General features: G+C 60.1%; 22 protein-coding genes and 1 riboswitch. Of the genes, 14 read left to right on the top strand and 8 right to left on the bottom strand.

The genetic code is table 11. The features are described 5' to 3' along the window. Both RYB66_RS09675 and rpoE read right to left on the bottom strand, forming a co-directional pair. A complete protein-coding gene (locus RYB66_RS09675) occupies positions 1-591 on the bottom strand; it encodes an anti sigma-E factor RseA C-terminal domain-containing protein (protein WP_004658251.1) in 591 nt (196 codons plus the stop codon). 33 nt (positions 592-624) lie between these two features. Beyond that, positions 625-1,206 (bottom strand): RNA polymerase sigma factor RpoE, encoded by a 582-nt coding sequence (rpoE, locus tag RYB66_RS09670; protein ID WP_002554912.1) that lies wholly within the window; start codon positions 1,204-1,206, stop codon positions 625-627. 497 nt (positions 1,207-1,703) lie between these two features. Between rpoE and nadB the strand changes: the two genes are divergently transcribed. Further along, complete coding sequence (nadB, locus tag RYB66_RS09665) at positions 1,704-3,320, top strand: L-aspartate oxidase (protein ID WP_002554913.1); 1,617 nt, start codon at positions 1,704-1,706, stop codon at positions 3,318-3,320. Here the strand turns inward: nadB and RYB66_RS09660 are convergent. Both RYB66_RS09660 and RYB66_RS09655 read right to left on the bottom strand, forming a co-directional pair. Then, on the bottom strand, positions 3,289-3,753 hold the full coding sequence (locus RYB66_RS09660; protein WP_005746600.1) for a protein YgfX: 465 nt from the start codon (positions 3,751-3,753) through the stop codon (positions 3,289-3,291). The genes nadB and RYB66_RS09660 overlap by 32 nt on opposite strands. Next, complete coding sequence (locus tag RYB66_RS09655; RefSeq protein ID WP_003378499.1) at positions 3,737-3,991, bottom strand: succinate dehydrogenase assembly factor 2; 255 nt, start codon at positions 3,989-3,991, stop codon at positions 3,737-3,739. The genes RYB66_RS09660 and RYB66_RS09655 overlap by 17 nt, the downstream gene beginning before the upstream one ends. A 153-nt stretch (positions 3,992-4,144) precedes the next feature. On the opposite strand from RYB66_RS09655, the gene RYB66_RS09650 reads away from it, so the two are divergent. Beyond that, positions 4,145-5,086, top strand: coding sequence for a YgfZ/GcvT domain-containing protein (locus RYB66_RS09650; RefSeq protein WP_038820211.1), 942 nt, complete (start codon positions 4,145-4,147; stop codon positions 5,084-5,086). Between the two features lie 114 nt (positions 5,087-5,200). Next, a complete protein-coding gene (locus tag RYB66_RS09645; RefSeq protein WP_002554917.1) occupies positions 5,201-6,022 on the top strand; it encodes an HDOD domain-containing protein in 822 nt (273 codons plus the stop codon). 2 nt (positions 6,023-6,024) lie between these two features. On the opposite strand, the gene RYB66_RS09640 is transcribed toward RYB66_RS09645, so the two are convergent. Both RYB66_RS09640 and RYB66_RS09635 read right to left on the bottom strand, forming a co-directional pair. Next, on the bottom strand, positions 6,025-7,407 hold the full coding sequence (locus tag RYB66_RS09640) for a sensor histidine kinase (protein WP_005746604.1): 1,383 nt from the start codon (positions 7,405-7,407) through the stop codon (positions 6,025-6,027). Then, complete coding sequence (locus RYB66_RS09635) at positions 7,400-8,071, bottom strand: response regulator (protein WP_002554918.1); 672 nt, start codon at positions 8,069-8,071, stop codon at positions 7,400-7,402. Before RYB66_RS09635 ends, RYB66_RS09640 begins: the two co-directional genes overlap by 8 nt. Before the next feature lie 480 nt (positions 8,072-8,551). On the opposite strand from RYB66_RS09635, the gene RYB66_RS09630 reads away from it, so the two are divergent. The 4 genes from RYB66_RS09630 (at position 8,552) to RYB66_RS09615 (ending at position 12,596) form a co-directional block, all read left to right on the top strand. Next, positions 8,552-9,532, top strand: a complete 981-nt coding sequence (locus RYB66_RS09630; RefSeq protein ID WP_005746605.1) for a Bug family tripartite tricarboxylate transporter substrate binding protein — start codon at positions 8,552-8,554, stop codon at positions 9,530-9,532. A gap of 62 nt (positions 9,533-9,594) precedes the next feature. Continuing rightward, the gene (locus tag RYB66_RS09625; RefSeq protein WP_005746607.1) at positions 9,595-10,053 is read left to right on the top strand and encodes a tripartite tricarboxylate transporter TctB family protein; all 459 of its coding nucleotides are present in this window, start codon (positions 9,595-9,597) and stop codon (positions 10,051-10,053) included. A gap of 1 nt (position 10,054) precedes the next feature. After that, a complete protein-coding gene (locus RYB66_RS09620) occupies positions 10,055-11,569 on the top strand; it encodes a tripartite tricarboxylate transporter permease (RefSeq protein ID WP_002554921.1) in 1,515 nt (504 codons plus the stop codon). Further along, the gene (locus RYB66_RS09615; protein WP_005746608.1) at positions 11,562-12,596 is read left to right on the top strand and encodes an AbrB family transcriptional regulator; all 1,035 of its coding nucleotides are present in this window, start codon (positions 11,562-11,564) and stop codon (positions 12,594-12,596) included. The genes RYB66_RS09620 and RYB66_RS09615 overlap by 8 nt, the downstream gene beginning before the upstream one ends. A 21-nt stretch (positions 12,597-12,617) precedes the next feature. On the opposite strand, the gene ung is transcribed toward RYB66_RS09615, so the two are convergent. Further along, on the bottom strand, positions 12,618-13,310 hold the full coding sequence (ung, locus tag RYB66_RS09610; RefSeq protein WP_002554923.1) for a uracil-DNA glycosylase: 693 nt from the start codon (positions 13,308-13,310) through the stop codon (positions 12,618-12,620). 192 nt (positions 13,311-13,502) lie between these two features. After that, positions 13,503-13,994 carry a hypothetical protein gene (locus RYB66_RS09605; RefSeq protein ID WP_005746609.1) on the bottom strand — a complete coding sequence of 164 codons (492 nt, stop codon included), beginning with the start codon at positions 13,992-13,994 and terminating at the stop codon, positions 13,503-13,505. A gap of 396 nt (positions 13,995-14,390) precedes the next feature. Further along, positions 14,391-14,493: riboswitch (guanidine-I (ykkC/yxkD leader) on the top strand. A gap of 63 nt (positions 14,494-14,556) precedes the next feature. Between RYB66_RS09605 and RYB66_RS09600 the strand changes: the two genes are divergently transcribed. The 7 genes from RYB66_RS09600 (at position 14,557) to atzF (ending at position 24,249) form a co-directional block, all read left to right on the top strand. Continuing rightward, complete coding sequence (locus RYB66_RS09600) at positions 14,557-15,624, top strand: putative urea ABC transporter substrate-binding protein (protein ID WP_005746610.1); 1,068 nt, start codon at positions 14,557-14,559, stop codon at positions 15,622-15,624. A gap of 27 nt (positions 15,625-15,651) precedes the next feature. Next, a complete protein-coding gene (locus RYB66_RS09595) occupies positions 15,652-16,467 on the top strand; it encodes an ABC transporter permease (protein ID WP_005746611.1) in 816 nt (271 codons plus the stop codon). Next, positions 16,464-17,246, top strand: a complete 783-nt coding sequence (locus RYB66_RS09590) for an ABC transporter ATP-binding protein (protein ID WP_005746613.1) — start codon at positions 16,464-16,466, stop codon at positions 17,244-17,246. The genes RYB66_RS09595 and RYB66_RS09590 overlap by 4 nt, the downstream gene beginning before the upstream one ends. Then, positions 17,243-17,968: an urea amidolyase associated protein UAAP1 gene (locus tag RYB66_RS09585; RefSeq protein WP_057423180.1), complete on the top strand. Its 726-nt coding sequence runs from the start codon at positions 17,243-17,245 to the stop codon at positions 17,966-17,968. Before RYB66_RS09590 ends, RYB66_RS09585 begins: the two co-directional genes overlap by 4 nt. A gap of 11 nt (positions 17,969-17,979) precedes the next feature. After that, positions 17,980-18,597, top strand: coding sequence for an urea amidolyase associated protein UAAP2 (locus RYB66_RS09580; protein ID WP_005735135.1), 618 nt, complete (start codon positions 17,980-17,982; stop codon positions 18,595-18,597). 109 nt (positions 18,598-18,706) lie between these two features. Then, positions 18,707-22,399 (top strand): urea carboxylase, encoded by a 3,693-nt coding sequence (gene uca, locus RYB66_RS09575; RefSeq protein WP_316894304.1) that lies wholly within the window; start codon positions 18,707-18,709, stop codon positions 22,397-22,399. 35 nt (positions 22,400-22,434) lie between these two features. After that, entirely contained in the window at positions 22,435-24,249 is a 1,815-nt protein-coding gene (gene atzF / locus RYB66_RS09570) for an allophanate hydrolase (protein ID WP_117140164.1), read from the top strand. Positions 24,250-24,334 lie beyond the last annotated feature (85 nt).

The following is a 24,334-nucleotide window of genomic DNA, read 5'->3' as shown; positions in this document are numbered from 1 at the left end:
TTAACGGTTTTCCAGACTCGCAGCACGTGCGTAAGGCAGCGCGCTTTCAGTACCTTTCAACGCTGCTTCCTGGGCGTGCTGACGCAGGTAGCCAGGCAGACGTTGATCACCTTGACCAGCACCCTGCAACACGCCGTTGGCCATAGGGCCAGGCGCCTGCTCGGTACTTTCAGTGTAGCCAGCCAGTACGGCAGGGCCTTTCACTTGTGGAACAGTCAGGTTGGCAGGCTGTTGGGTCTGCTGTGCCAGTTGTGCACCGGCGATATCGTCCTGGTTGTACAGGCGGACACCGGCCAGAACGGCTACGGTAACCGACGCTGCAACAGCCAGACGACCCAGCGTGCGCCAAGGTCCACGTGCTGCTTTGAGCGGGCTGACTTCATCGGCGATCGCGGCAGATACAGCAGCCGAAATATCCAGATGCGGGATCAGCAGCTCTTTGTGCATAGCTGCACGGGCAACTTGGTACCGCGACCAGGTAGCGCGAGTGTCGGCATCGTCAATGGCATTCAATACCCGACGTAATTCCAGTTCGTCCGCTTCGTTATCCAGTACCGCGGACAGCGATTCCTGCAGGGCTTCACGACTCATGGCGGGTTCCTCTCTTGGGCTATCGCCGCTGTCTCAGGATTCCTGCAACAACGGCTGCAGGGCTTTATCGATGGCTTCCCGAGCGCGGAAGATCCGAGAGCGCACGGTACCAACAGGACACTGCATGACGCTCGCAATGTCTTCATAACTCAGACCATCGAATTCACGTAAAGTTAGCGCCGTACGTAAATCTTCTGGGAGAAGCTGGATGGTCCGATGGACGGTGCCCTCGATCTCATCTCTCAACAATGCACGTTCCGGCGACTCGATGTCCTTGAGGCCATGATCGCCGTCGTAGAACTCCGCGTCTTCAGACCTTACATCGCTATCCGGTGGACGCCGACCTCGCGACACCAAATAGTTTTTCGCCGTGTTAATGGCGATGCGATACAGCCAGGTATAAAAAGCACTGTCACCGCGAAAGTTTCCGAGAGCACGGTAAGCCTTGATAAAGGCTTCCTGTGCAACGTCCTGAGCCTCATGGGTGTCGTGCACGAATCGCACGATCAACCCTAGAATTTTGTGCTGATACTTCAGCACCAACAGATCAAATGCTCGCGTATCGCCACGCTGTACGCGCTCGACAAGCTGCTGATCCTCTTCCTGGGTTAGCATGAACACTCCTCGTTAAGCATGAAGGAGTGCTGCAACTGACATTGTTCAGGCTCGCAAACATAGACTCGGGCTTTTCGCAAAAGTTCTCCCCCTTCAAGCAAGTTTCCTGCGGGCCATCGTAAAGCCTGCACGAAAAACGCAGCGCGACACGGTCGGCTGCGTGAATAGTCTTGTCGCCGGTTTCGCAGTTGATGATCACTTATCTAACCCTGCGAAAACGACGCTGTTCCTGTGTAGGCAACCTGCTATTGAGCATGGATCCTGGCAAAAAGTTCCATTGGCACAATCACAGGCGTGAGCCGCAGACTGCACAAAGTTCTTTGAAATCAGTGCGCTGGAGCATTTCCAGTAACAGATAACAGGGAAAACAATATGCATGACATCCGGGACTGGAGCACAATCCATACCCGCTGTGGTCTCACATTGCCATGTAGGCGTGGCTATTGTGCCGTTACCCCAATACTTATACTAGTGGTCGCCAAGGGCAGAATTCGCAGATGAGTCAACATTTTCAGCATGACGTACTGGTAATTGGCAGTGGCGCTGCCGGATTGAGCCTGGCACTGACGCTTCCCGGACACCTGAGCATCGCAGTGCTGAGCAAAGGCGATCTGGCCAATGGCTCGACATTCTGGGCCCAGGGCGGTGTGGCAGCAGTACTGGATGACACCGATACCGTACAGTCTCATGTTGAAGACACGCTGAATGCCGGCGGCGGCCTTTGTAACGAAGAAGCAGTGCGTTTCACCGTCGAGCACAGCCGCGAGGCCATTCAGTGGCTGATCGATCAGGGCGTGCCTTTCACTCGAGGCGATGACGCAGATACCGACGAAAGCGGCTTTGAATTCCACCTGACACGCGAAGGCGGCCACAGCCACAGGCGGATCATCCACGCCGCCGATGCCACAGGCGCAGCGATCTTTCGTACCCTGCTTGAACAAGCCCGTAAACGGCCGAACATCGAACTGCTCGAACAGCGCGCCGCCATCGACCTGATCACCGAACGCCGTCTCGGGCTGGAAGGCCAGCGCTGCCTGGGCGCTTATGTACTCAATCGCAACAGCGGTGAAGTGGACACCTACGGCGCGCGCTTTACCATCCTCGCGTCAGGTGGCGCTGCCAAGGTTTATCTGTACACCAGCAACCCCGACGGTGCCTGCGGCGATGGCATCGCCATGGCCTGGCGTTCCGGTTGCCGGGTGGCGAATCTGGAATTCAACCAATTTCACCCTACCTGCCTGTATCACCCCCAGGCCAAGAGTTTTCTGATCACCGAAGCACTTCGCGGTGAAGGCGCTTACCTCAAGTTGCCCAGCGGCGAACGTTTTATGCCACGGTTCGACGAACGGGCAGAACTGGCCCCTCGCGATATTGTTGCCCGTGCGATAGACCACGAAATGAAGCGACTGGGTATCGACTGCGTCTATCTGGACATCAGCCACAAACCGGAAGCCTTCATCAAAACCCACTTTCCAACCGTCTACGAACGCTGCCTGGAGTTCTCCATCGACATCACTCGCCAGCCTATTCCGGTGGTCCCGGCAGCGCATTACACCTGTGGTGGTGTCATGGTAGACAGCAAGGGCCACACCGACGTGCCTGGCCTGTACGCCATCGGCGAGACCAGCTTCACCGGCCTGCACGGTGCCAACCGCATGGCCAGCAACTCACTGCTGGAGTGCTTCGTGTATGCCCGCTCGGCAGCGGCAGACATCGAGCAGCAACTGGCCGACGTACAGATGCCCACCGACCTTCCGGCCTGGGACGCCAGCCAGGTCACTGATTCGGACGAAGACGTGATCATCGCGCACAACTGGGATGAACTGAGACGATTCATGTGGGACTACGTCGGCATTGTGCGTACCAACAAGCGCCTGCAACGTGCTCAGCACCGTGTGCGTTTGTTACTGGATGAGATCGACGAGTTCTACAGCAACTACAAGGTCAGCCGTGACCTGATCGAGTTGCGCAACCTGGCGCAGGTGGCGGAACTGATGATCTGCTCGGCCATGCAGCGCAAGGAAAGCCGTGGCCTGCATTACACGCTGGACTATCCCGACATGCTGCCGGAGGCGCTGGACACTATTCTGGTACCGCCCACTTACGTCGGCTGAACTTCAGGCGCACACGCAGACGCCGGTGCGTGTCCGGCGTGAGCGCATCAAGCGGGATGCAGCAGCTTTTTATCGAGCGGCCCGGCCGGCCTGCGATAATCGGGCGAAAACGCAGAATCACGACCAACGGTAACGCGAGGCTGTCCGGACATAACTGCACGGGCTGCCAGCCGTCGCGTTGATTCCACAATTGCCAGCCTTGATGATCGCGCTTCAGCGCGGTGAAGGCTGCCGGATGACTGAGCAGGATCGAGCGCGGCAACGTCCAGGCAGCATGCATCAGGCAGAACAGCACACCCAGTGCCAACGCCAACGAAGCGATGTTCAGCCAGAACAACGCGATCAGCGCCAGCAGCTGAACGGCGAGATACGCCGTCAATAGCAGGCGCGAGGCCTGCCAGTGACATTCAAATCGATCACTTGGGCTGGACACGATCCAGAATCATGCGAACCATACGTTGCAATTCAGCATCCTCGGACTCGGCGCGCTGCATGAACCAGCCGAACATGTCCTGATCTTCACAAGTGAGCAAACGGCGATACAGATCGCGGTCCACGTCATTCAAATGCGGATAGACCTCCCGGACAAACGGCACCAGCAGCACGTCCAGTTCAAGCATGCCACGGCGGCTGTGCCAGTAAAGGCGGTTGAGTTCGACGTCTTCGACCATGGAGCGCTCCTCAAAGTAGGCGGCAAGTATACAGCCGTGAGCCGGGCACGCGAATCTTGCAATGGTCGCAGCAGTTTTCACGTACCCCGTATGCATAACCTCGACTCGGCACTATGATGTGCCCCCGGACTTTTTTCCCAATCTGCGATGACCATGACCCAAAAAGCTTTTTTCTGCACGCTATCCCATGAGGGCGTTCTCGCCGTTCGCGGCGTGGATGCCAGCAAGTTTCTTCAGGGTCAGCTGACGTGCAACCTAAATTACCTTAATGAAGACAAATCCAGCCTCGGTGCCCGCTGCACGCAGAAGGGCCGGATGCAGTCGAGTTTTCGCATCGTTTTCGAAGGCGACGGTTGCCTGCTGGCGATGGCCAGCGAGCTGATCGAGCCGCAACTGCTGGACCTGCGTAAATACGCAGTGTTCTCCAAATCGAAACTGACTGACGAAAGCGCAGAATGGGTGCGCTTCGGCCTGCAGGATGGCGACAGTGCCCTGGTCGGCCTGGGCCTGGACCTGGCGCAGGAAACCGATGCGGTAGTACGAGCCAATGAGCTCATCGCAATCCGCGTCTCCCCGGGCCGCGCCGAACTCTGGGTACGCGCCGGGCAGGCAGACAGCGTCAAATCGCAGCTGGCTTCGCAGTTGAGCGAAGGCCCGCTCAATGACTGGTTGCTGGGTCAGATACGGGCCGGCATCGGCCAGGTATTTGGCAGCACCCGCGAGGAGTTCATCCCGCAGATGATCAACCTGCAGGCGGTCGGCGGCGTCAGCTTCAAGAAGGGCTGCTACACCGGCCAGGAAATCGTTGCGCGCATGCAATACCTGGGCAAACTCAAACGCAGGCTCTACCGCCTGACGCTGAGCAGCGAAGAAATCCCCGAGCCAGGTACGGCACTGTTTTCGCCGGTACACGCCAGCGCGGTGGGCAACGTGGTCATCGCCGCACAGTCCGGCCAGAATGTTGAACTGCTCGCCGTATTGCAGGGCGATGCGGCAGAAAATGGCCATATAAATCTTGGCTCGCCAGAAGGCGCAGCGCTGCAAATGAGTGATCTGCCCTACATACTGGACAGCAAACTCGAAACTCAGCGCTAAGCCAGACGAACACATTCAGGTTCCTAGTGTCTTTAGAGCGTTCCAGTGCACATGCTGGCGCTCTGCGGAGCGCGCGGAAAACTCTGGACACCCCCAACGGCTGCGAGATGCAACATGAGCAAGATGGCTGACGAGGTGCAGAGAAACTTGATCAAGGCCATCGACAGAGATGCCTTGTTTCTGCCTACCCTGCCGGAAGTAGCACTGAGAATTCGCCTTGCCGCCGAAGACACCGAAATCAGCATTTCGGCCCTGAGCAAGGTCATCGGTAGCGATACAGCCCTTTCCGCACGCCTGATAAAGGTCGCGAACAGCCCTCTGCTGCGCCCGAATTTTGAAGTCAGCGACGTCACCACCGCGGTTCGGCGCCTGGGCGTCAATTACACCTGTAATCTGGCTATCGGCCTGGTGGTCGAGCAGATGTTCCACGCGAAGTCTCCCGTCATCGAGCAGAAGATGCGCGATATCTGGAAGCAGAGCCTGCAGGTTGCCGGCATCAGTTACACCCTGTGTCAGAACTACACGAATCTCAAACCCGACCAGGCCACGCTCGCCGGACTGATCCACTTGATCGGGATTCTGCCGATCCTGACGTATGCCGAAGACCATTACGAGCTGCTGGCTGATCCGATCAGCCTCAACCACGTGATCGACAGCATTCACCCGGTCATTGGCGAACGCCTGCTGCGCTCATGGGACTTTCCCGAGCCGCTGGCCTGCGTGCCGATTCAGTTCCAGAACTTCGCGCGCGTATCGAAAAGCCCGGACTACACAGATCTGGTGCAGATCGCCACAGTGCATATCCACAGGAACACCGACCACCCCTTCAGCCTCATCGAGATGGTCGACCTGCCTGCGTTCAGCCAACTGAGGCTTGCCAGGGCTGAAGGCATGCTGAGCGCCCAGATGGACGAAGCGAAGAGCATGCTTTACTAGGATCAGGGCGCACTGAAACTGACCCGAACCTTCAAACCCCGCTCGGCACCATCGTGCAAGGTGATTCTGGCCAGATGCGCACGGCATATCTCTCCCACAATAGCCAGACCGAGCCCGGCACCGCTGCCCTGCTGACTGCGACGGTAGAAACGCTCAAAAACCCGCTCCCGCTCATCTGCCGGAATGCCAGGGCCATCATCCTCGACCTCCAGAACACCCGGCGCATACACCCGCAACACCACGTTACCGCCCGGTGAAGTGTGAGCCAGCGCATTGTCGATCAGGTTGCTCAATAGTTCGTTCAGCAACGTCGGCTCGCCACGCAGCCAGACCGGCTCGTCAGCCTCCAGCGCCAGCGCGACGCCGCGTGAATGAGCCAACGGCGCCATGGCCATGCCCAGCTCTCTTGCCAGCTGGCTGAGGTCCAGTTGTTGCGCGCCACCTTCGGCAATGGCCCGCGCACCGTTTTCGATCCGCGCCAGTGACAGCAACTGATTGGCCAGATGCGTGAGCCGATCCGTGCCCAGTGCGGCTGATTCCAGCGTACTGAGCCAGTGTTGCGGGTCGCGCTCGCGCAGGCCCAGCTCAACCCGCGCCTTGAGCGCGGCCAGCGGCGTGCGCAGTTCATGGGCAGCATCGGCGATGAACTGCGCCTGGCGCTCGAACTGCAGGCGCAGCCGCTCGGTAAAGTGGTTCAGCGCCCCTACCAGCGGACGCAGTTCATGCTGCACCTCAACCATTGGCAGCGAGCGCAGATCATCCGGCTGACGCTCTTCGACTGCGGTGCGCAAGCGCTCCAGCGGTCGCAGTGCCGCACTGACCGTGAACCAGACCAGCAGCAGCGCGCCCCCTCCGAGCATGCCCAGGCGCAGCAATGTGTCGGCCATCAGGCTGCGCGCCATACCCTTGCGCGCCTCTTGGGTTTCGGCAACACGAATTTCAGCCGTGCCGTTCATGCCCGGATCAGTCACTGGCTTGAGCAGGCTGACCACACGTACATCCTGCCCTTGATAAATCCCGTTATAAAACTTCGCCAGCGCAGGGTAATCATCGGTACGCAAGGTGCCCGGTGGCGGCGAAGGCAGATTTTCATAACCGGAAATCAGCTTCTGATGGATGTCATTGACCTGATAATAGATTCGTCCTTCGCTGTCGTAGGCAAAGGTATCCAGCGCCACGTAGGGAATGTCAGCGCTCAGCGTGCCATCACGCTGGGTCAGACCAGCAGCGATGGTCCGCGCTGAAGCCAGCAACGTGCGGTCGTAAGCGGTATCGGCCACTTCGCGGCCATTCCAGTAAGCGCTCATGCCGCTGGCCAGCATCAACACCACCAGCAGCAACGCCAGGTTCCACAATAACCGCCAGCGCAGGCTGTCGTTAATCATCGCGGCTTTCAAGCAGATACCCCAGACCCCGAAAGGTCACGATGGCCACAGAATGCCCGTCGAGCTTCTTGCGCAGGCGATGGACGTAGATTTCGATGGCGTCAGGGCTGGCCTCCTCGTCGAGGCCGAAAACCTGCGCGGCCAGTTGCTCCTTGCTCATCACCCGACCTGGCCGGGCGATAAGCGCTTCCAGCACCGCCTGTTCGCGAGACGTCAGGGCCAGCAGTTCCTCGCCGAGCGTGAAACGCCGCGTGTCCAAGTCATAGGCCAGTACGCCGCAGCGCTGTTGCCGCTCGCCACCCAGCACGCTACGCCGCAGCAATGCCTTGACCCTGGCTTCCAACTCGGAGAGCTCGAAAGGCTTGGCCAGGTAGTCATCGGCCCCCAGGTTCAGGCCATGGACGCGATCCTTGACGTCGCTGCGCGCGGTCAGCATCAACACCGGAAGGTTTTTGCTGCGCGCCCGCAGACGCGCCAGCACTTCAAAGCCGTCCATACGCGGCAAGCCGACGTCGAGAATGGCGACGGCGTATTCCTCGCTGCTCAACGCCAGGTCGGCGGCAACGCCATCATGCAGCACATCAACGGTCAAACCTGCGCTTTTGAGCGCCTGCGCGACACTTTCAGCCAATTGCAGATGATCTTCCACAAGAAGAACACGCATCGCCGTCTCCTGATTGTCACTGTTGTTATCGATCTGGGCATCGAGGCTTGTGGCGGTGGAGTTTACAGGCAGGCCGCCGCCTGTGAAGGACAGAAACGATTCGCGGCCCTTCAATTGCGACATGAAAGGTAGCTGAAAGGTTTGCGAAAGGTTCGTCATTTAGCATCGCCAGACGACCCGGCAAAAGGGTACGTACAAAACAGGCGCCCGGATGCGTCTGGACAATAAAAACAATAAATCGCTAAACGGAGTCACGTCATGTCTATGCCAGCCCAGGCTTGCCAGTCCATTGAGCACAGCCCGTCGCGGTTTTCCCCGCACCCGTCGCGCCCCTGCTCCACCTTCCTGCAAAACATCAGCGCCCACCGCTGTACCGATGGCACTTGCGTGTCAGCCAACAGGTCTCGTGGTGCGCGAGACAAAAGCATCTGCTGAACAGCTTCTCTCTTCCAAAAACAAAAATATCTCTGGAGACTGAACATGAAATTCCCTCTGCGTCAGATAGCCGCCACCGCCGCCTGCATGCTGGTTGCCAGCCAGTTGTTTGCTGCCGAGCCAAAGCGTCCGGAATGCATTGCACCCGCTTCACCGGGTGGCGGATTCGACTTGACCTGCAAGCTGGTGCAAAGCGCGCTGATCAACGAAAAGATTCTGACCTCGCCCATGCGCGTGACCTACATGCCTGGGGGCGTCGGCGCAGTGGCCTACAACGCAGTTGTAGCTCAGCGCCCCGCAGATGCTGGCACGCTGGTCGCGTGGTCCAGCGGCTCGCTGCTCAATCTGGCGCAGGGCAAATTCGGCCGTTTCGATGAAAACGCAGTACGCTGGCTCGCCGCCGTGGGCACAAGCTATGGCGCCATTGCAGTGAAGAGCGACTCGCCATACAAGAACCTCGACGATCTGGTCAAAGCGCTCAAGGCCGACCCGAGCAAGGTAGTCATCGGCTCAGGCGGCACCGTAGGCAGCCAGGACTGGATGCAGACCGCATTGATCGCCAAGGCTGCAGACATCAACCCGCGCGCCTTGCGTTATGTCGCGCTGGAGGGCGGTGGGGAAATCGCTACTGCCCTGCTTGGCGGCCACATTCAGGTGGGCAGTACCGACATCTCCGACTCCATGCCGCACATTTTGAGTGGCGACATGCGCCTGCTCGCCGTATTCGCCGAGAAGCGCATCGACGAACCCGAAATGAAAGACATCCCCACCGCCAAGGAGCAGGGCTACGACATCGTCTGGCCTGTGGTGCGTGGCTTCTACCTCGGGCCGAAGGTCAGCGACGAAGACTACAACTGGTGGAAAGCCTCGTTCGACAAGATCCTGGCCTCTGAAGACTTCGCCAAACTGCGTGATCAGCGCGAGCTGTTCCCCTTCGCCATGACCGGCGCGGAGCTGGACACCTACGTCAAGAAGCAGGTTGCCGACTACAAACTGATGGCCAAGGAATTCGGCCTGATTCAGTAATTGAACTCAATTGACTGACGTTAAGTTGCGCCCGCACAGCGGGCGCGGCTCAGGAGCTTCTCATGGTCATACAACGCATTTTTGCTGCCGTACTGCTACTGGCATGCGCAGGTCTGGCCCTTATGGCCTGGCCTTATCAAGCGCCGTTCTCCTATGAACCGGTCGGACCACGCGCTTTCCCGCTGCTGATGCTCGGGTTGATGGGTGCCGCCCTGCTGTACCTGCTGATTCGGCCCACACCCATTGTCCACACCGAGGAAGAACCGGCACTGGACCGTGAAACCCTGATCAAGATTGGCGCATGCATCATTCTGCTGCTGATATTCGCCGGGCTGTTCGAACCCCTGGGCTTCATCCTCAGCAGCATCCTGATCGGCATTCCCATGGCACGCCTGTATGGCGGACGCTGGCTGCCGAGCGTGGTGGTGGTGATTCTGATGAGCGTCGGCCTTTACCTGTTATTCGACAAGGCCATGGACGTTCCCTTGCCTTTAGGCCTGCTCAGCGTTCTGGAGAACTGACATGGATACTTTCAGCTACCTGGGCCAGGGGTTCGGCGTCGCCCTCACCCCTTACAACCTGATTACCGCACTGTCCGGCACATTGATTGGTACCGTCGTCGGCCTGCTGCCGGGGCTTGGGCCTATCAACGGGGTGGCGCTGCTGATCCCCATTGCCTTTGCGCTGGGCCTGCCGCCTGAATCGGCACTGATTCTGTTAGCGGCCGTGTACCTGGGCTGTGAATACGGCGGACGTATCAGTTCGATCCTGCTGAACATTCCGGGCGAAGCGTCCACCGTCATGACCACGCTGGACGGCTATCCAATGGCACGCCAGGGGCTGGCCGGCGTCGCTCTGTCGCTGTCAGCATGGAGTTCGTTCATCGGTGCATTCATCGCCACTTGCGGCATGGTGCTGTTCGCGCCGTTGCTCGCCAAGTGGGCGATTGCCTTCGGTCCGGCGGAATATTTCGTACTGATGGTGTTCGCCATCGTCTGCCTGGGCGGCATGGCCGGTGACAGGCCATTGAAGACATTCATTGCCGCGCTGATCGGGCTTTTCCTGTCTGCGGTAGGCATTGATGCCAACAGCGGGGTGTACCGTTTTACGGGCGACAACATTCATCTGACCGACGGCATTCAGTTCGTGGTGCTGGTCCTGGGTCTGTTTTCAATCAGTGAAATCCTGTTACTGCTGGAAAAGACCCATCGCGGCCAAGAGGCGGTCAAGGCCACTGGGCGCATGATGTTCAACGTCAAGGAAGCCGCTGCCGTGTTCGTGGTGAACATTCGCTGCGGTCTGCTGGGCTTCATTCTTGGCGTACTGCCGGGTGCCGGTGCGACACTGGCCAGCGCAGTCGCTTACATGACGGAAAAACGCATCGCCGGCCCTGGCGGCAAGTTTGGCCAGGGCGACATGCGCGGTCTGGCAGCTCCCGAGACCGCCATCGGGGCAACCGCTTGCGGCGCGTTGGTGCCGATGCTGACGCTGGGTGTTCCGGGCTCGGGCACCACGGCGGTGATGATCGGCGCGTTGTCGCTGTACAACATCACGCCCGGTCCGATGCTGTTTCAACAGCAACCGGACATCGTATGGGGCCTGATCGCTTCGTTGTTCATCGCCAACATCATGCTGGTGATCCTCAACATCCCGATGATCCGTATCTTCACGCGCATCCTCGCCGTGCCGAACTGGGCGCTGGTCCCGGTGATTGCGATCATCACCGGGATCGGCGTGTATGCAGTGCACGCTACCACCTTCGACCTGTTCCTGATGGTCGGCATCGGCATCTTCGGTTACATCCTGCGCAAGCTGGATTTCCCGCTGTCGCCGATTCTGCTCGGTTTCATCCTTGGTGGTCTGATGGAGCAGAACCTGCGGCGCGCCCTGTCGATCTCCAACGGCGAACTGGGGATTCTCTGGGCCAGCCCGATCACCCTCGGGGTCTGGGTGGTGACCGTGTTCATGCTGCTGTTTCCGCTGATCCGTATCTGGCGCAAGCGCGCAAAACAGCAGGCTGCCGCAACGCATGGCTGATTCGTCACTGCGTCAATGGTGGGCAACGCCGCTGGTCGGTCTGCTCGGCGGCTACCTCGCCAGCCAGGTTGGCTGGCCGCTGCCGTGGATGGTTGGCTCGTTGCTGGCAATCATCCTGGTGCGCTGCCTGACACCCTGGCAACTGGCGCAGATTCCGGGTGGTCGTAAATGCGGGCAACTGATCATCGGTATCGGCATCGGTCTGCATTTCACGCCAGTGGTTATCGAGCAGGTGCTCGCGCATTTCGGGCTGATTTTCATCGGCGCGCTGGTCACCAGTCTGTCGTGTCTGGTTGGCGTCTGGCTGATGCTGCGCACCGGAGAAGATCGCCCTACGGCGTTCTTTTCGAGCATGCCGGGCGGTTCCGGGGAGATGGTCAACCTTGGCGCACGTAACGGTGCAACGCTAAGCAGCGTCGCAGCCGCGCAAAGTCTTCGGGTGCTGGCAGTAGTATTGTGCGTGCCGGCGATCTTCAAATACCTGCTGGGTGACGGTACGCCTTCGCTGCATGCCACAGCGGTCGATTGGCGCTGGCTGGCATTCCTGCTGCCGGTCGGCGCAGCACTGGCCTGGCTGTGGCAACGTCTCAAGCAACCCAACCCGTGGCTGTTCGGCCCTCTGTTGCTCAGTGCCGTAGTGAGCGTGGTCTGGGACCTGAAAATCGGCTTGCCCAACGGTGCCAGCCAGCTGGGTCAGCTACTGATCGGCAGCGGGCTGGGTTGTCATTTCAATCGGGCATTCTTTCGGCGTGCGCCATCGTTTCTGGCGCGTACGCTGTTGGGCACTGCGCTGACCATGTTGATTGCCGCACTGGCTGCGCTGGGGCTGAGCGCCCTCACCCACCTGGACCTGCGCTCACTGACGCTGGGCATGATGCCCGGTGGCATTGCCGAAATGAGCCTGACCGCAGAAGTTCTGCAACTGTCGGTCCCCCTGGTGACGGCCATGCAGGTCATGCGCCTGCTGTTCGTGCTGTTTCTTGCCGAGCCGCTGTACCGGCGCTGGAACAAGCGGTTCGCTGACTGAGCCCAATCAGAAGCACTTTGATCAGAGAACGGGCAAGCGCCAGTCGATTGGCTCGATGCCGTTTTGCTCAAGGTACTTGTTGGCCCGCCCGAAATGCCCGTTACCCAGGAAGCCTTTGTAGGCTGACAACGGCGAAGGATGGACGGAGGTCAGCACTAGGTGCTTGGTCGCATCGACCAGTTTCTGCTTGCTCTGCGCATGAGCGCCCCACAGCAGGAACACCAGATGCGGCTGATGCTCGCTGACCACTTGAATGATCCGGTCCGTGAAGTGCTGCCAGCCTTTTCCCGCATGCGAAGCTGCGTTGGCGCGCTCGACGGTAAGAGTCGTGTTAAGCAACAGCACGCCCTGATCAGCCCATGATTGCAGGCAGCCGTGATTGGGAATGTCGATATTCAGGTCGCGTTTGAGTTCTTTATAGATATTGACCAGTGACGGCGGCGTCGGCACGCCTGGCTGCACCGAGAAACACAGGCCGTGAGCCTGATTCGGACCGTGATACGGGTCCTGACCGAGGATCACCACTTTCACATTGTTGAGCGGCGTCGAATTCAGCGCATTGAAAATCAGCGGCCCAGGCGGATATATCTCTTTACCCGCGGCATGCTCCTGGCGCAGAAACTCGCGCAACTGCGCCATATAGGGCTGCTCGAATTCATCGCGCAGCGCTTCCTTCCAGCTGGGCTCAAGCTTGATGCGGTCGTCGCTAGTCATGGTTACATCCGGTAAAAACAATGCGCGGACACTAGAAAAGCCCGGCAGCAAAGTCAATGCCGGTTTCTAGATGCGCCTTTACGATCGGACGCAGAGCGTCCAGAAAGAAGTGCCGACGCGGAGCGTCGGCACGATAGTCAGTTCGCAGCAGCCAGCTCACCGCTCTGGCATGGCAGTGAGCGCAGGTTTCAGCTACCGATGCCCGCCCCGACCATCACCGCGCCCGCCTCGTCCATGATCACGGCCATCGCGTCCGCCTCGACCGCCATGGTCCTCCCAGCCGCGGTTGCCTCGGTCGCCGCGGAAGCCGTCATTGCGTCCGAAACCACCATTGCCTCGAAAGCCGTCATTACGCCCAAAACCGCCATTGCCGCGAAAGCCGTCGTTTCTCCAGCCATAACCCGGTGGGCGTCCCGGCTGGTAGTAGCGTGGCACTGGCGGCGGCGCGTAATAACGCGGTGCCGGGGCGTAGTAGCGTGGTTGGGTGTAATAGCGTGGCTGAGGCGCTACATAGATGCGCTGCTCCTGATAGTAGGTGGAGCGGTAGCCATTGTCGTACGCGTAAGCGCCACCGACGACGGTTGCCGGCTGCGTGTACACATCGGATTCGTAGTAACCAGGGCCTGCGTAGCAACCGGCAAGGAAAAGGGTCAGCAACGTGATAAGCAAGGGTCTTCGATACATGGCGGCCTCCTGGACCGCGATTGGGCACGAATCAGCGACGCTGATCGGCGTCCGCCAAAGCGGTTGACGGACAGAAGTTCAGACACCGAAAAGGGAATCTAGTGCGTTGGCGCAGCGTGTAAACCCTACGAAAGATGATGGCCATCCTTCACTCAAGGGCTCTAAAGCCGGGGCATGCAGGCATGTTTCGATTTCCTACAAAGATGCTACAAAACATTTCAAAACACCCATGCATCAACACAGTGCGGTTACGCACCAGCACAAGGCAGTTTCCCTCAGGGCTGACCTGCGATGGTCCGGGCAGGCCTTGAAAAACAAAGGCCTTGGCGAGTTGGCACAAGTCTCGCTTGATGAATGGCGTGCAGGAGTCAACACAGGTTCGCGGCACCACAATTTGCAATAGCCGACTAGGGTTCCGGCTTGCCGACAGGCAAGTGGCTGGTCCGAGAGTTGGCGACCTCCAGTAGAGGTTACACGGCGGGACAAAAGCCCGGGAGACAGGGACACCAGTGGTGTCACGTTGCTCCTGGCCGCCTTTTTTCACTACTGGAGATTTCTCAACATGCAAAAGTCTCGTCTCTTCGGCCTGCTCACGGCAGGCCTGCTTGCTGCGTTGAGCCTCTCGGCGAATGCCGCCCAAAAAGATCACTTCAATGTCTGCTGGACCATCTACGCAGGCTGGATGCCGTGGGAATACGCAGGTAGCCAGGGCATCGTCGACAAGTGGGCGAAAAAATACGGCATCAAGATCGATGTCACCCAGCTCAATGATTACGTCGAATCCATCAACCAGTACACCGCTGGCCAGTTCGATGGCTGCACCATGACCAACATGGACGCACTGACCATTCCGGCTGCAGGCGGTGTGGAAAGCACGGCACTGATCGTCAGCGATTTCTCCAATGGCAATGACGGCATCGTGCTCAAGGGCGAAGGCAAGAAAGTCGCTGACCTGAAAGGTATGGACGTCAATCTGGTCGAGCTGTCGGTGTCTCACTACCTGCTGGCCCGTGCGCTGGACAGCGTCAAGCTCAGCGAAAAAGACCTCAAGGTGGTCAACACCTCGGATGCCGATATCTCGGCAGCCTTCAATACCGATGATGTGCAGGCCGTTACCACCTGGAACCCGATGCTGTCGGACATTAAAGCCAAACCCGGCGTGACCGAAGTGTTCAACTCCAGTCAGATTCCTGGCGAGATCATGGACATGATGGTCGTCAACACTCAGACCCTGAAGGACAACCCGGCGCTGGGCAAAGCCCTGACCGGTGCCTGGTTTGAAGTGGTCGCGCTGATTAACGCCAAAAACGCCCAGAGCAAGGCAGCGCTGGAACACATGGCCAAGGCATCGGGCACCGATCTGGCCGGCTTCCAGGCGCAACTGGACACCACCAAGCTGTTTGCCACGCCCAGGGAAGCGCTTGAGTTCGCGACCAGCAAACAATTGCCAGACACCCAGCGCAAGGTGGCTGACTTCTCGTTCGCCCACGGTTTGCTCGGTGAAGGCGCACGCGATGCCAATGCGGTCGGCATGTCGTTCGCCAATGGCGTGATGCTCGGCGACAAGGCCAACGTCAAGCTGCACTTTGACCCCAGCTACGTGCAGATGGCCGTCGACGGCAAGCTGTAAATCACGTTCAGTAGAAAGGTCATTGCCATGCGTTTGATAAACCGCCATCCGGACCGTGCCGGTCGCCTGATTCTGGTGATCCTGCCGTTCGCCCTGTTGCTGTTCGCCTACTTCATGGGCTCGGCCACCCGGCTTGCGGAAAACCCCACCGACAAACTGCTGCCCAGCGCCGTACAGATGGCCGATGCTGTCAAACGCATGGCGTTCACCGCCGATACCCGCAGCGGCGACTACCTGCTGTGGCAGGACACGGCATCGAGTCTGCAACGTCTGGCCATCGGCCTGGGGATCAGCGCGCTGTTGGGCCTGTGCCTGGGCATTGCGGCGGGCATCCTGCCGCTGTTCGGTGCGCCGCTGTCGCCCTTGCTGACGGTAATGTCGATGGTGCCGCCGCTGGCGATCCTGCCGATTCTGTTCATCGTCTTTGGTCTGGGCGAGCTGTCGAAAGTGATGCTGATCGTGATCGGCATCACGCCGATTCTGGCCCGTGATCTGGAACAGCGTGCCCGGGAAATTCCGGTCGAGCTGCTGATCAAGGCGCAGACCCTCGGCGCCTCGACCTGGACGCTGATCCTGCGGGTAGTCCTGCCGCAGTTGCTGCCGCGTCTATTGATTGCCCTGCGCCTGGTGCTGGGTTCGGCGTGGCTGTTCCTGATCGCCGCCGAGGCCATCGCCTCGACTGACGGTCTGGGTTACCGGATCTTTCTGGTCCGCCGCTACCTGGCGATGGACGTGATTCTGCCGTATGTGGTGTGGATAACCCTGCTTGCCTGGCTGATGGACTGGGGCCTCAAAGCCCTGACCCGACGCGCCTTTCCTTGGTACGAAGGGGTGCGGACATGAGCTTTATCTGTGTGCGCAATGTCTGGCAACAATACGATGATCAGGTGGTGCTTGAAGGCCTGAATCTGGACGTGGCCGAAGGTGAGTTCTGCACGCTGGTCGGTGCATCGGGCTGCGGCAAGTCGACTTTTCTGCGCCTGCTGCTGGGTCAGGAAACTCCGAGCCGTGGACTGATCACGCTGGACGGCAAGACCCTGCGCAATGAGCCAGACGCCAGCCGTGGCGTGGTGTTTCAGCGCTATTCAGTGTTCCCGCACCTGTCGGTGCTGGACAACGTGGCGCTGGGTCTGGAACTGCCCCGCTCGGCGTGGCTGGGCCGACTGTTCGGCCAGGCAAAAAGCGAGGCACGCGAGCACGCCGCGCAACTGCTTGGCAAGGTTGGCCTGGGGCATGCGCTGGATAAGTACCCCACGCAATTGTCCGGCGGCATGCAGCAGCGTCTGGCCATTGCTCAGGCGCTGATCATGAAACCCCGCGTGCTGCTGCTGGACGAGCCCTTCGGCGCGCTCGACCCCGGCATTCGCAAAGACATGCACCACTTGCTGCTGGACCTGTGGCGCGAAACGAAGCTGACCGTGTTCATGGTCACTCACGACCTGTCCGAAGGTTTCAACCTCGGCACCCGCCTGCTGGTGTTCGACAAGGTCCGCCACGACCCGCACGAACCCGGCGCGTATGGCGCGCGCATCACTTACGACATTCCCCTCAACAGCGAACGCCGCGCCGAACGCGCCGCCATCGATTCGCTGCTCAACGTTTCAGAGGAGCTCGCTCAATGACTGACTCAACCACGCTGTACCCGGTTTTCGCCGAAGAGATGCTGCCCGGTGGCGGCCATCGTTCGTTCATCCTTAAGCGCGGCGAACTGCTGCGCCTGACCGACCTGCACGGCAACGCCAACGTCAGCCTGACCCTGCTCAACGCTCACGAAAAAACCGAGCGGCTGAACCTGCCCGACAGCCTCAAATGCCAGCACACCGCCAGGTTGAGCAACGGCCATTGCCTGTATTCGGACATGGGCCGCGTGCTGGCGGCCATCGTCACTGACACCTGCGGCTGGAGCGACAGCATCGGCGGCGTGCTCAATGCTCAGGAAGTCGCTGAAAAATACGGTCAGGGCCGCTATCAGGAACTGCGCAACGGCTTCTTTCGCAATGGCGTCGACAACCTGCTGGTCGAGCTGGGCAAATGGGGGCTGGGGCTGTCCGACCTGTTGATGACCCTCAACCTGTTCAGCCGAGTCGATGTCGACGAGGCAGGAATCCTGCACTTCGCCGCGAACAACTCGAAAGCCGGTGACTACATCGAGCTGTACGCACCGATGGACACGCTGGTGGTGCTGACCGCCTTGCAACATCCGATGGACCCTAACCCGCAATACGCCCCACAACCGCTCAGACTCAGCTGGATGAAGGCCGACGCCAGCGTTGCCGAGCACTGCCGCACCTCGCGCCCGGAAAACGAGCGCGGCTTCATCAACACCGACCGCCTGTTCGCCTGAGGAGCCCTTTCATGAATTCACACACTCACATTTGCTGCGACGCAACCATACCGGCAGGCGAGCCGTTCCTGGCCGAAGTCAAGGCCGGACAGACCGTGCGCATCCTCGATCTGCAAGGCAACCAGGCTGTCGATACGCTGTTTTTCAGCCTCGCCAACCCGCGTGAACGCTACGACGTACAACGCACCTTGCGCCGCCAGAACAGCGTGTACCTGACCACCGGCAGCGTGCTGTTTTCCAACCTCGGTCAGCCGATGCTGACCATTGTCGATGACACCTGCGGTCGCCACGACACGCTCGGTGGCGCATGCGCGCAAGAGAGCAACACCGTGCGCTACGCCCTGGAAAAACGCTACATGCACAGCTGCCGCGACAACTACCTGCGCGCCTGCCTGCACGACGGGCGTCTGACCAAGGCCGACATCGGTCCGAACATCAATTTCTTCATGAACGTGCCGGTGACAGCCGAAGGCGGCCTGACCTTCGAAGACGGTATTTCCGCGCCCGGCAAGTACGTTGAACTGCGCGCCGAGATGGACGTGATCGTGCTGATTTCCAACTGTCCGCAGCTCAACAACCCCTGCAACGGCTACAACCCGACGCCTGCGCAGTTGCTGATTCGCGACTGACCCGGCACCAGCCCTCAGCAACGGACGACCGTTGCGTAGATAGATCAATAGCGGGACGGCCCGCTTCCCATCACGAAACCAAGCGCGTCTGGGTTTCCGGGGTTATGCCATGTTCGACAAACTGCTGATCGCCAACCGTGGCGCCATTGCCTGCCGTATCCTGCGGACCCTGCGCACCTTGCAGGTGAAAGGTGTGGCGGTGTATTCCGAAGCCGACGCCGCAAGCCTGCACCTGATGCAGGCCGACGAAGCCCACAGCCTGGGCGAAGGCGGCGCAGCGGGAACTTATCTGGCGGTGGACAAGATCCTCGCCATCGCCAAAGCCAGCGGTGCCAGAGCCATTCATCCTGGCTACGGCTTTCTCTCCGAAAACGCCGCGTTTGCCCAGGCCTGTGAAGACGCCGGTATCGCCTTCGTCGGGCCAACGCCCGAGCAACTGCGCGTATTCGGCCTCAAGCACACCGCTCGCGCACTGGCCAGACAGCACGGCGTGCCCATGCTGGAAGGCACCGAACTGCTCGACAGCGTGGAATCAGCCATCGCAGCGGCGCGTGATATCGGCTATCCGGTCATGCTCAAGAGCACTGCAGGCGGTGGCGGCATCGGCATGCGAGTGTGCCGCAGCGCTGAAGAGCTGGCCGACTCGTTCGAGGCGGTGAAGCGCCTTGGCCAGAACAATTTCAGCGACGCGGGTGTGTTCATCGAGAAATACATTCAGCGTGCCCGCCATCTGGAAGTGCAGGTGTTTGGTGACGGTCAGGGCGAGGTGCTGGCGCTCGGCGTACGTGACTGCTCGGTGCAACGCCGCAACCAGAAAGTGCTGGAAGAAACCCCGGCCCCCAACCTGCCCGACGGCATGGCCGATGAACTTTGCGCGGCAGCCATCAAACTCGCCAGAGCGGTCAATTACCGCAGCGCAGGCACCGTCGAATTCGTCTTCGACAGTGAGGATCAGCGCTTCTATTTTCTGGAAGTAAATACTCGTCTGCAGGTCGAACACGGCGTCACCGAGCAGGTGTGGGGGGTAGATCTGGTCAGCTGGATGGTACAACTTGCTGCCGGAGACCTGCCGCCACTGGAGCAATTGCAGGCCGGCCTGAAACCGTCCGGCCATGCCATTCAGGCACGGCTGTACGCGGAAGATCCGGGCCGTGACTTCCAGCCCTGCCCCGGCCTGCTGACGGCGGTGAATTTTCCGCCTGCCGATGGCCATGCACTGCGCATCGACACCTGGGTTGAAGCGGGCTGCGAGATACCGCCGTACTTTGACCCGATGATTGCCAAGCTGATCAGTTGGGCGCCGACCCGCGAGCGGGCCAGCACCGGGCTGATCGATGCGCTGAACGAAACGCGCCTGTACGGGGTCGAGACCAATCGCGACTACCTGCGCCAGATCATTGCCGACACGCCGTTCGCCAGCGGCCAGCCGTGGACCCGCTGCCTGGAAGGTCTGGTGTATCACGCTGACACCTTCGAAGTGTTGAGCGGCGGCACGCAGACCAGCGTTCAGGATTATCCGGGGCGGCTGGGTTACTGGGCGGTCGGTGTACCGCCATCCGGGCCGATGGACAGCCGCGCGTTGCGCCAGGGCAATGGCCTGCTGGGCAATGCCGAAGGATGCGCTGCGCTGGAAATCACCATGAGCGGGCCGTTGCTGCGCTTTAATACCGATGCCGTGATTGCCGTGACCGGTGCGCAGATCCCGATCACGCTCGATGGCGAACCCCGCGCCATGAACACCGCGCTGCTGGTGTGCGCAGGCTCGACCCTTGCGCTGGGCACCATTGCAGGTGCCGGCGTACGCAGCTACCTGTGCGTACGTGGCGGGCTGGACGTGCCGGATTATCTGGGCAGCAAAAGCACCTTTACCCTCGGCCAGTTCGGCGGGCATGGCGGGCGGGCGTTGCGGGCCGGTGATGTGTTGCACATTGCGCCATTGGTGGATCGTAGCGCGGGCCAGCGGATTGCCGATGACGCCCTTGAAGCGCTGCCTGACATTCGCCGTATAAGGGTCATTTACGGCCCCCATGCTGCGCCGGAATACTTTACCGAAGCGTACATAGAGACGTTTTTTGCAACCGACTGGGAAGTGCATTTCAACTCCAGCCGTACCGGCGTGCGCCTGATCGGCCCGAAACCCGAATGGGTGCGCGCTGACGGTGGCGAGGCAGGTCTGCACCCGTCCAATATTCACGACAACCCCTATGCAATCGGCGCGGTGGATTTCACCGGCGATATGCCGGTAATCCTGGGCCCGGATGGACCGAGCCTGGGTGGGTTCGTATGCCCGGTGACCATTATCGAAGCGGACTTGTGGCAGCTGGGGCAGTTGAAGGCTGGCGACAAGGTCCGGTTTCATCCGGTGAGTGTCGAGGCGTGTCATGCAGAACGATGCGGGAGCGAACTTGTTCGCGAAGGCTATATTCCAGACGCAGAAAATACATCGACTGTACCGCCCTATTCGCGGACAAGTCCGCTCCTACAGGGCACCGCGCGCCCTCAAAGCACCGCGGACTCCTGTGGGAGCGAAGCTGTGCGCATAGAGGATTTGCCCTCCCCGGTCATTCTCGACATAGGTCAGGGCGATAAACGCCTGGTCGCACGCCTGTCCGGCGATACCCACCTGCTGCTGGAAATCGGTGCGCCAGAGCTGGATCTGGTGCTGCGTCTGCGCGGCCATGCCTTGATGCTGGCGCTGGAGGCCAAGCAACTGGAGGGCGTGATTGACCTGACGCCAGGTATTCGCTCGCTGCAAGTCCATTACCGCCCCGAACAACTGCCCCTCCGACAACTGCTCGACATCGTCGCTGGAGAGTGGGACGCAGTGTGCGCAGCGAAAGACCTGCAAGTGGCGTCGCGCATCGTTCATCTGCCGTTGTCCTGGGATGATCCGGCCTGTCAGCTGGCCATCGAGAAGTACATGACCACCGTGCGCAAGGACGCACCGTGGTGCCCGAGCAATCTGGAATTTATCCGGCGCATCAACGACCTGCCCAATCTTGACGAGGTGCAGCGTACGGTGTTCGACGCCAGTTATCTGGTCATGGGGCTGGGCGATGTGTACCTCGGCGCACCGGTCGCCACGCCTTTGGACCCGCGTCATCGATTAGTGACCACCAAGTACAATCCGGCGCGCACCTGGACCGCCGAGAATTCGGTCGGCATCGGCGGTGCCTACATGTGCGTGTACGGCATGGAAGGCCCCGGCGGCTATCAATTCGTCGGCCGCACACTGCAGATGTGGAATCGCTACCGTGACGTTGCCGCCTTCGAGGGCAAGCCATGGCTGCTGCGCTTTTTCGACCAGATCCGCTTCTACCCGGTCAGCGCCGACGAATTGCTACGCATCCGTCGCGATTTCCCGCTGGGCCGCTTCGATCTGAACATCGAACACAGCACCTTGAACATGGCTGACTACCAGGCCTTCCTGACCCGCGAAGCCGAAGGCATCACGGCATTCCGTGCTCAGCAACAGTCCGCGTTCAACGCCGAACGCGAACGCTGGATCGCCAACGGCCAGGCCGACTTTCAGAGCGATGAAGGCGTCGCGCCAAACACCGAAGAGTTGCCACTGCAAACGGGCCAACAAGGCGTCGACAGCCACATCGCTGGCAATCTCTGGCAGGTCCAGGTGCAACCCGGCGAGCGTGTCGAAGCGGGTGATGTGCTGGTGATTCTGGAGTCCATGAAAATGGAAATCCCCCTGCTCGCGCCAGTCGCAGGTGTGGTGCAGGAAGTCAGGGTGCAACCCGGCTCGGCAGTACGCGCAGGGCAGCGGGTGGTGGTGCTGGCAGCAGACTGAACCGATCAACTTTTCACTTTCAATGGAATTGCGTCATGAACGACTCAGCACTGCCCAACGACCTGCGCCTGGATACCGTACGCACTGCTTACCTGTCCGGCCAGATTTCCCCACGCCAGCTGATTCTGGCGCTACGGGAAAAAGCCGCAACGCTCAACGCGGATTATCACCTGTTCATTCACCTGCTCAGCCCGGCTGAACTGGAGCCCTATCTGGCCGCGCTGGAAAATCGCGATATTCAAAGCCTGCCACTGTATGGCGTGCCCTTCGCGATCAAGGACAACATTGATCTGGCCGCCATTGCGACCACCGCTGCCTGCCCGGCGTACGCCTACACGCCAGAGCGCTCGGCAACCATCGTCGAGCAATTGATCGCGCTGGGGGCGGTGCCCATGGGCAAGACCAATCTGGACCAGTTCGCCACCGGCCTGAATGGCAGCCGCTCGCCCTATGGCGCCTGCCCCAACAGTGTCTTGAAAGAGTACCCGTCCGGCGGCTCAAGCTCTGGTTCGTCACTGGCGGTCGCGCTGGAGGTCAGTAGCTTCTCGCTGGGCACTGACACGGCGGGTTCGGGCCGTGTGCCCGCAGCGTTGAACAATCTGGTGGGGCTGAAAGCCAGCAAGGGGCTGATTTCCACCGCTGGTGTCGTACCCGCTTGCCGTACGCAGGATTGCGTGTCGATCTTTACTGCCACAGCAAGGGAAGCCAGCCAGTTGCTGGGGCTGGTTGCCACGCTTGATCCGCACGATGAATACAGCCGACACAACCCGCAGTGGAATGACCTTTCGGCATTCGGCGCACCTCGACCGTTTCGCTTCGGCGTACCACGCGCTGAAGACCTGGAATTCTTTGGCTGTAACGAAGGACCGAGGCTGTTCAGCGCGGCCATCGCCCATCTCACTGCGCTGGGCGGGGAAGCTGTCAGGGTGGACCTGTCACCGTTTCTCGAAGCGGCGCGGTTGTTGTACGAGGGGCCGTGGGTGGCCGAACGCTACAGCGTCGCCGGGCAGTTAATGGAAGAACACCCTGATGCGGTATTGCCGGTGATCCGCGACGTGCTGGCCAAGGCACCCCAGGTCAGCGGGGTCGATACGTTTCGGGCGCAATACCGTCTACAGGCGCTCAAGGTGATTTGCGATCGGGCGCTTGAAGGGCTGGATTGTGTGGTAACGCCGAGCATCGGCCGCCCGGTAACTTCAGCAGAACTGGCTGCCGAGCCAGTGCTGCGCAATTCGGAGCTGGGCTATTACACGAACTTCGTCAACCTGCTCGACTACACCGCCATCGCCGTACCCAGTGCCTTCATGAGCAACGGTCTGCCGTGGGGCATTACGTTGTTCGGACGGGCATTCACCGATCAGTACCTGCTCAGTCTGGCCGATGCTTTCCAGCGGCACACCGACCTGTCTTTGATCGGCGGTGAAGCACCTCGATTGCCCGCGCCGAAGGCCGTAGCAGGTAACGATATGGCCCGGCTGGTGGTCTGCGGCGCGCACCTGGACGGACTGGCGTTGAACTGGCAGCTCAAGCGACGCGGTGCCCGTTTGCTGGAGTGCACACACAGCTCAGCCGACTATAAATTGTTCGCGCTGGCCGGTGGCCCGCCCTTTCGTCCAGGCATGGTACGGGTGGCCGAAGACGGTGTGGCCATTGAGGTGGAAGTCTGGGAGTTGCCCAGTGTCGAGCTGGGTTCGTTTCTGACCGGCATTCCGGCACCGCTGGGCCTGGGGAAGGTGCAACTGGCCGATGGCCGCTGGGAGAACGGGTTTATCTGTGAAGCCTACGGCCTGACAGGTGCTCGCGACATCAGCCATCTCGGCGGCTGGCGTGCCCACTTGCAACAGATGTAAGCGAAAAGGCGGCAGGCTCTGACGTGCCGCCCTTTCTGAAACAGCTCTGTTACTCCAAAGGCTCTGCCACTACTACATAGTTATG

The sequence above is a fragment of the Pseudomonas syringae group sp. 243L2 genome (assembly GCF_032587875.1).
Classification (GTDB): Bacteria; Pseudomonadota; Gammaproteobacteria; order Pseudomonadales; family Pseudomonadaceae; genus Aquipseudomonas; species Aquipseudomonas amygdali.
Note: the sequence above shows the minus strand (reverse complement) of the source record. Positions and strands in the feature narration are given on the sequence as shown.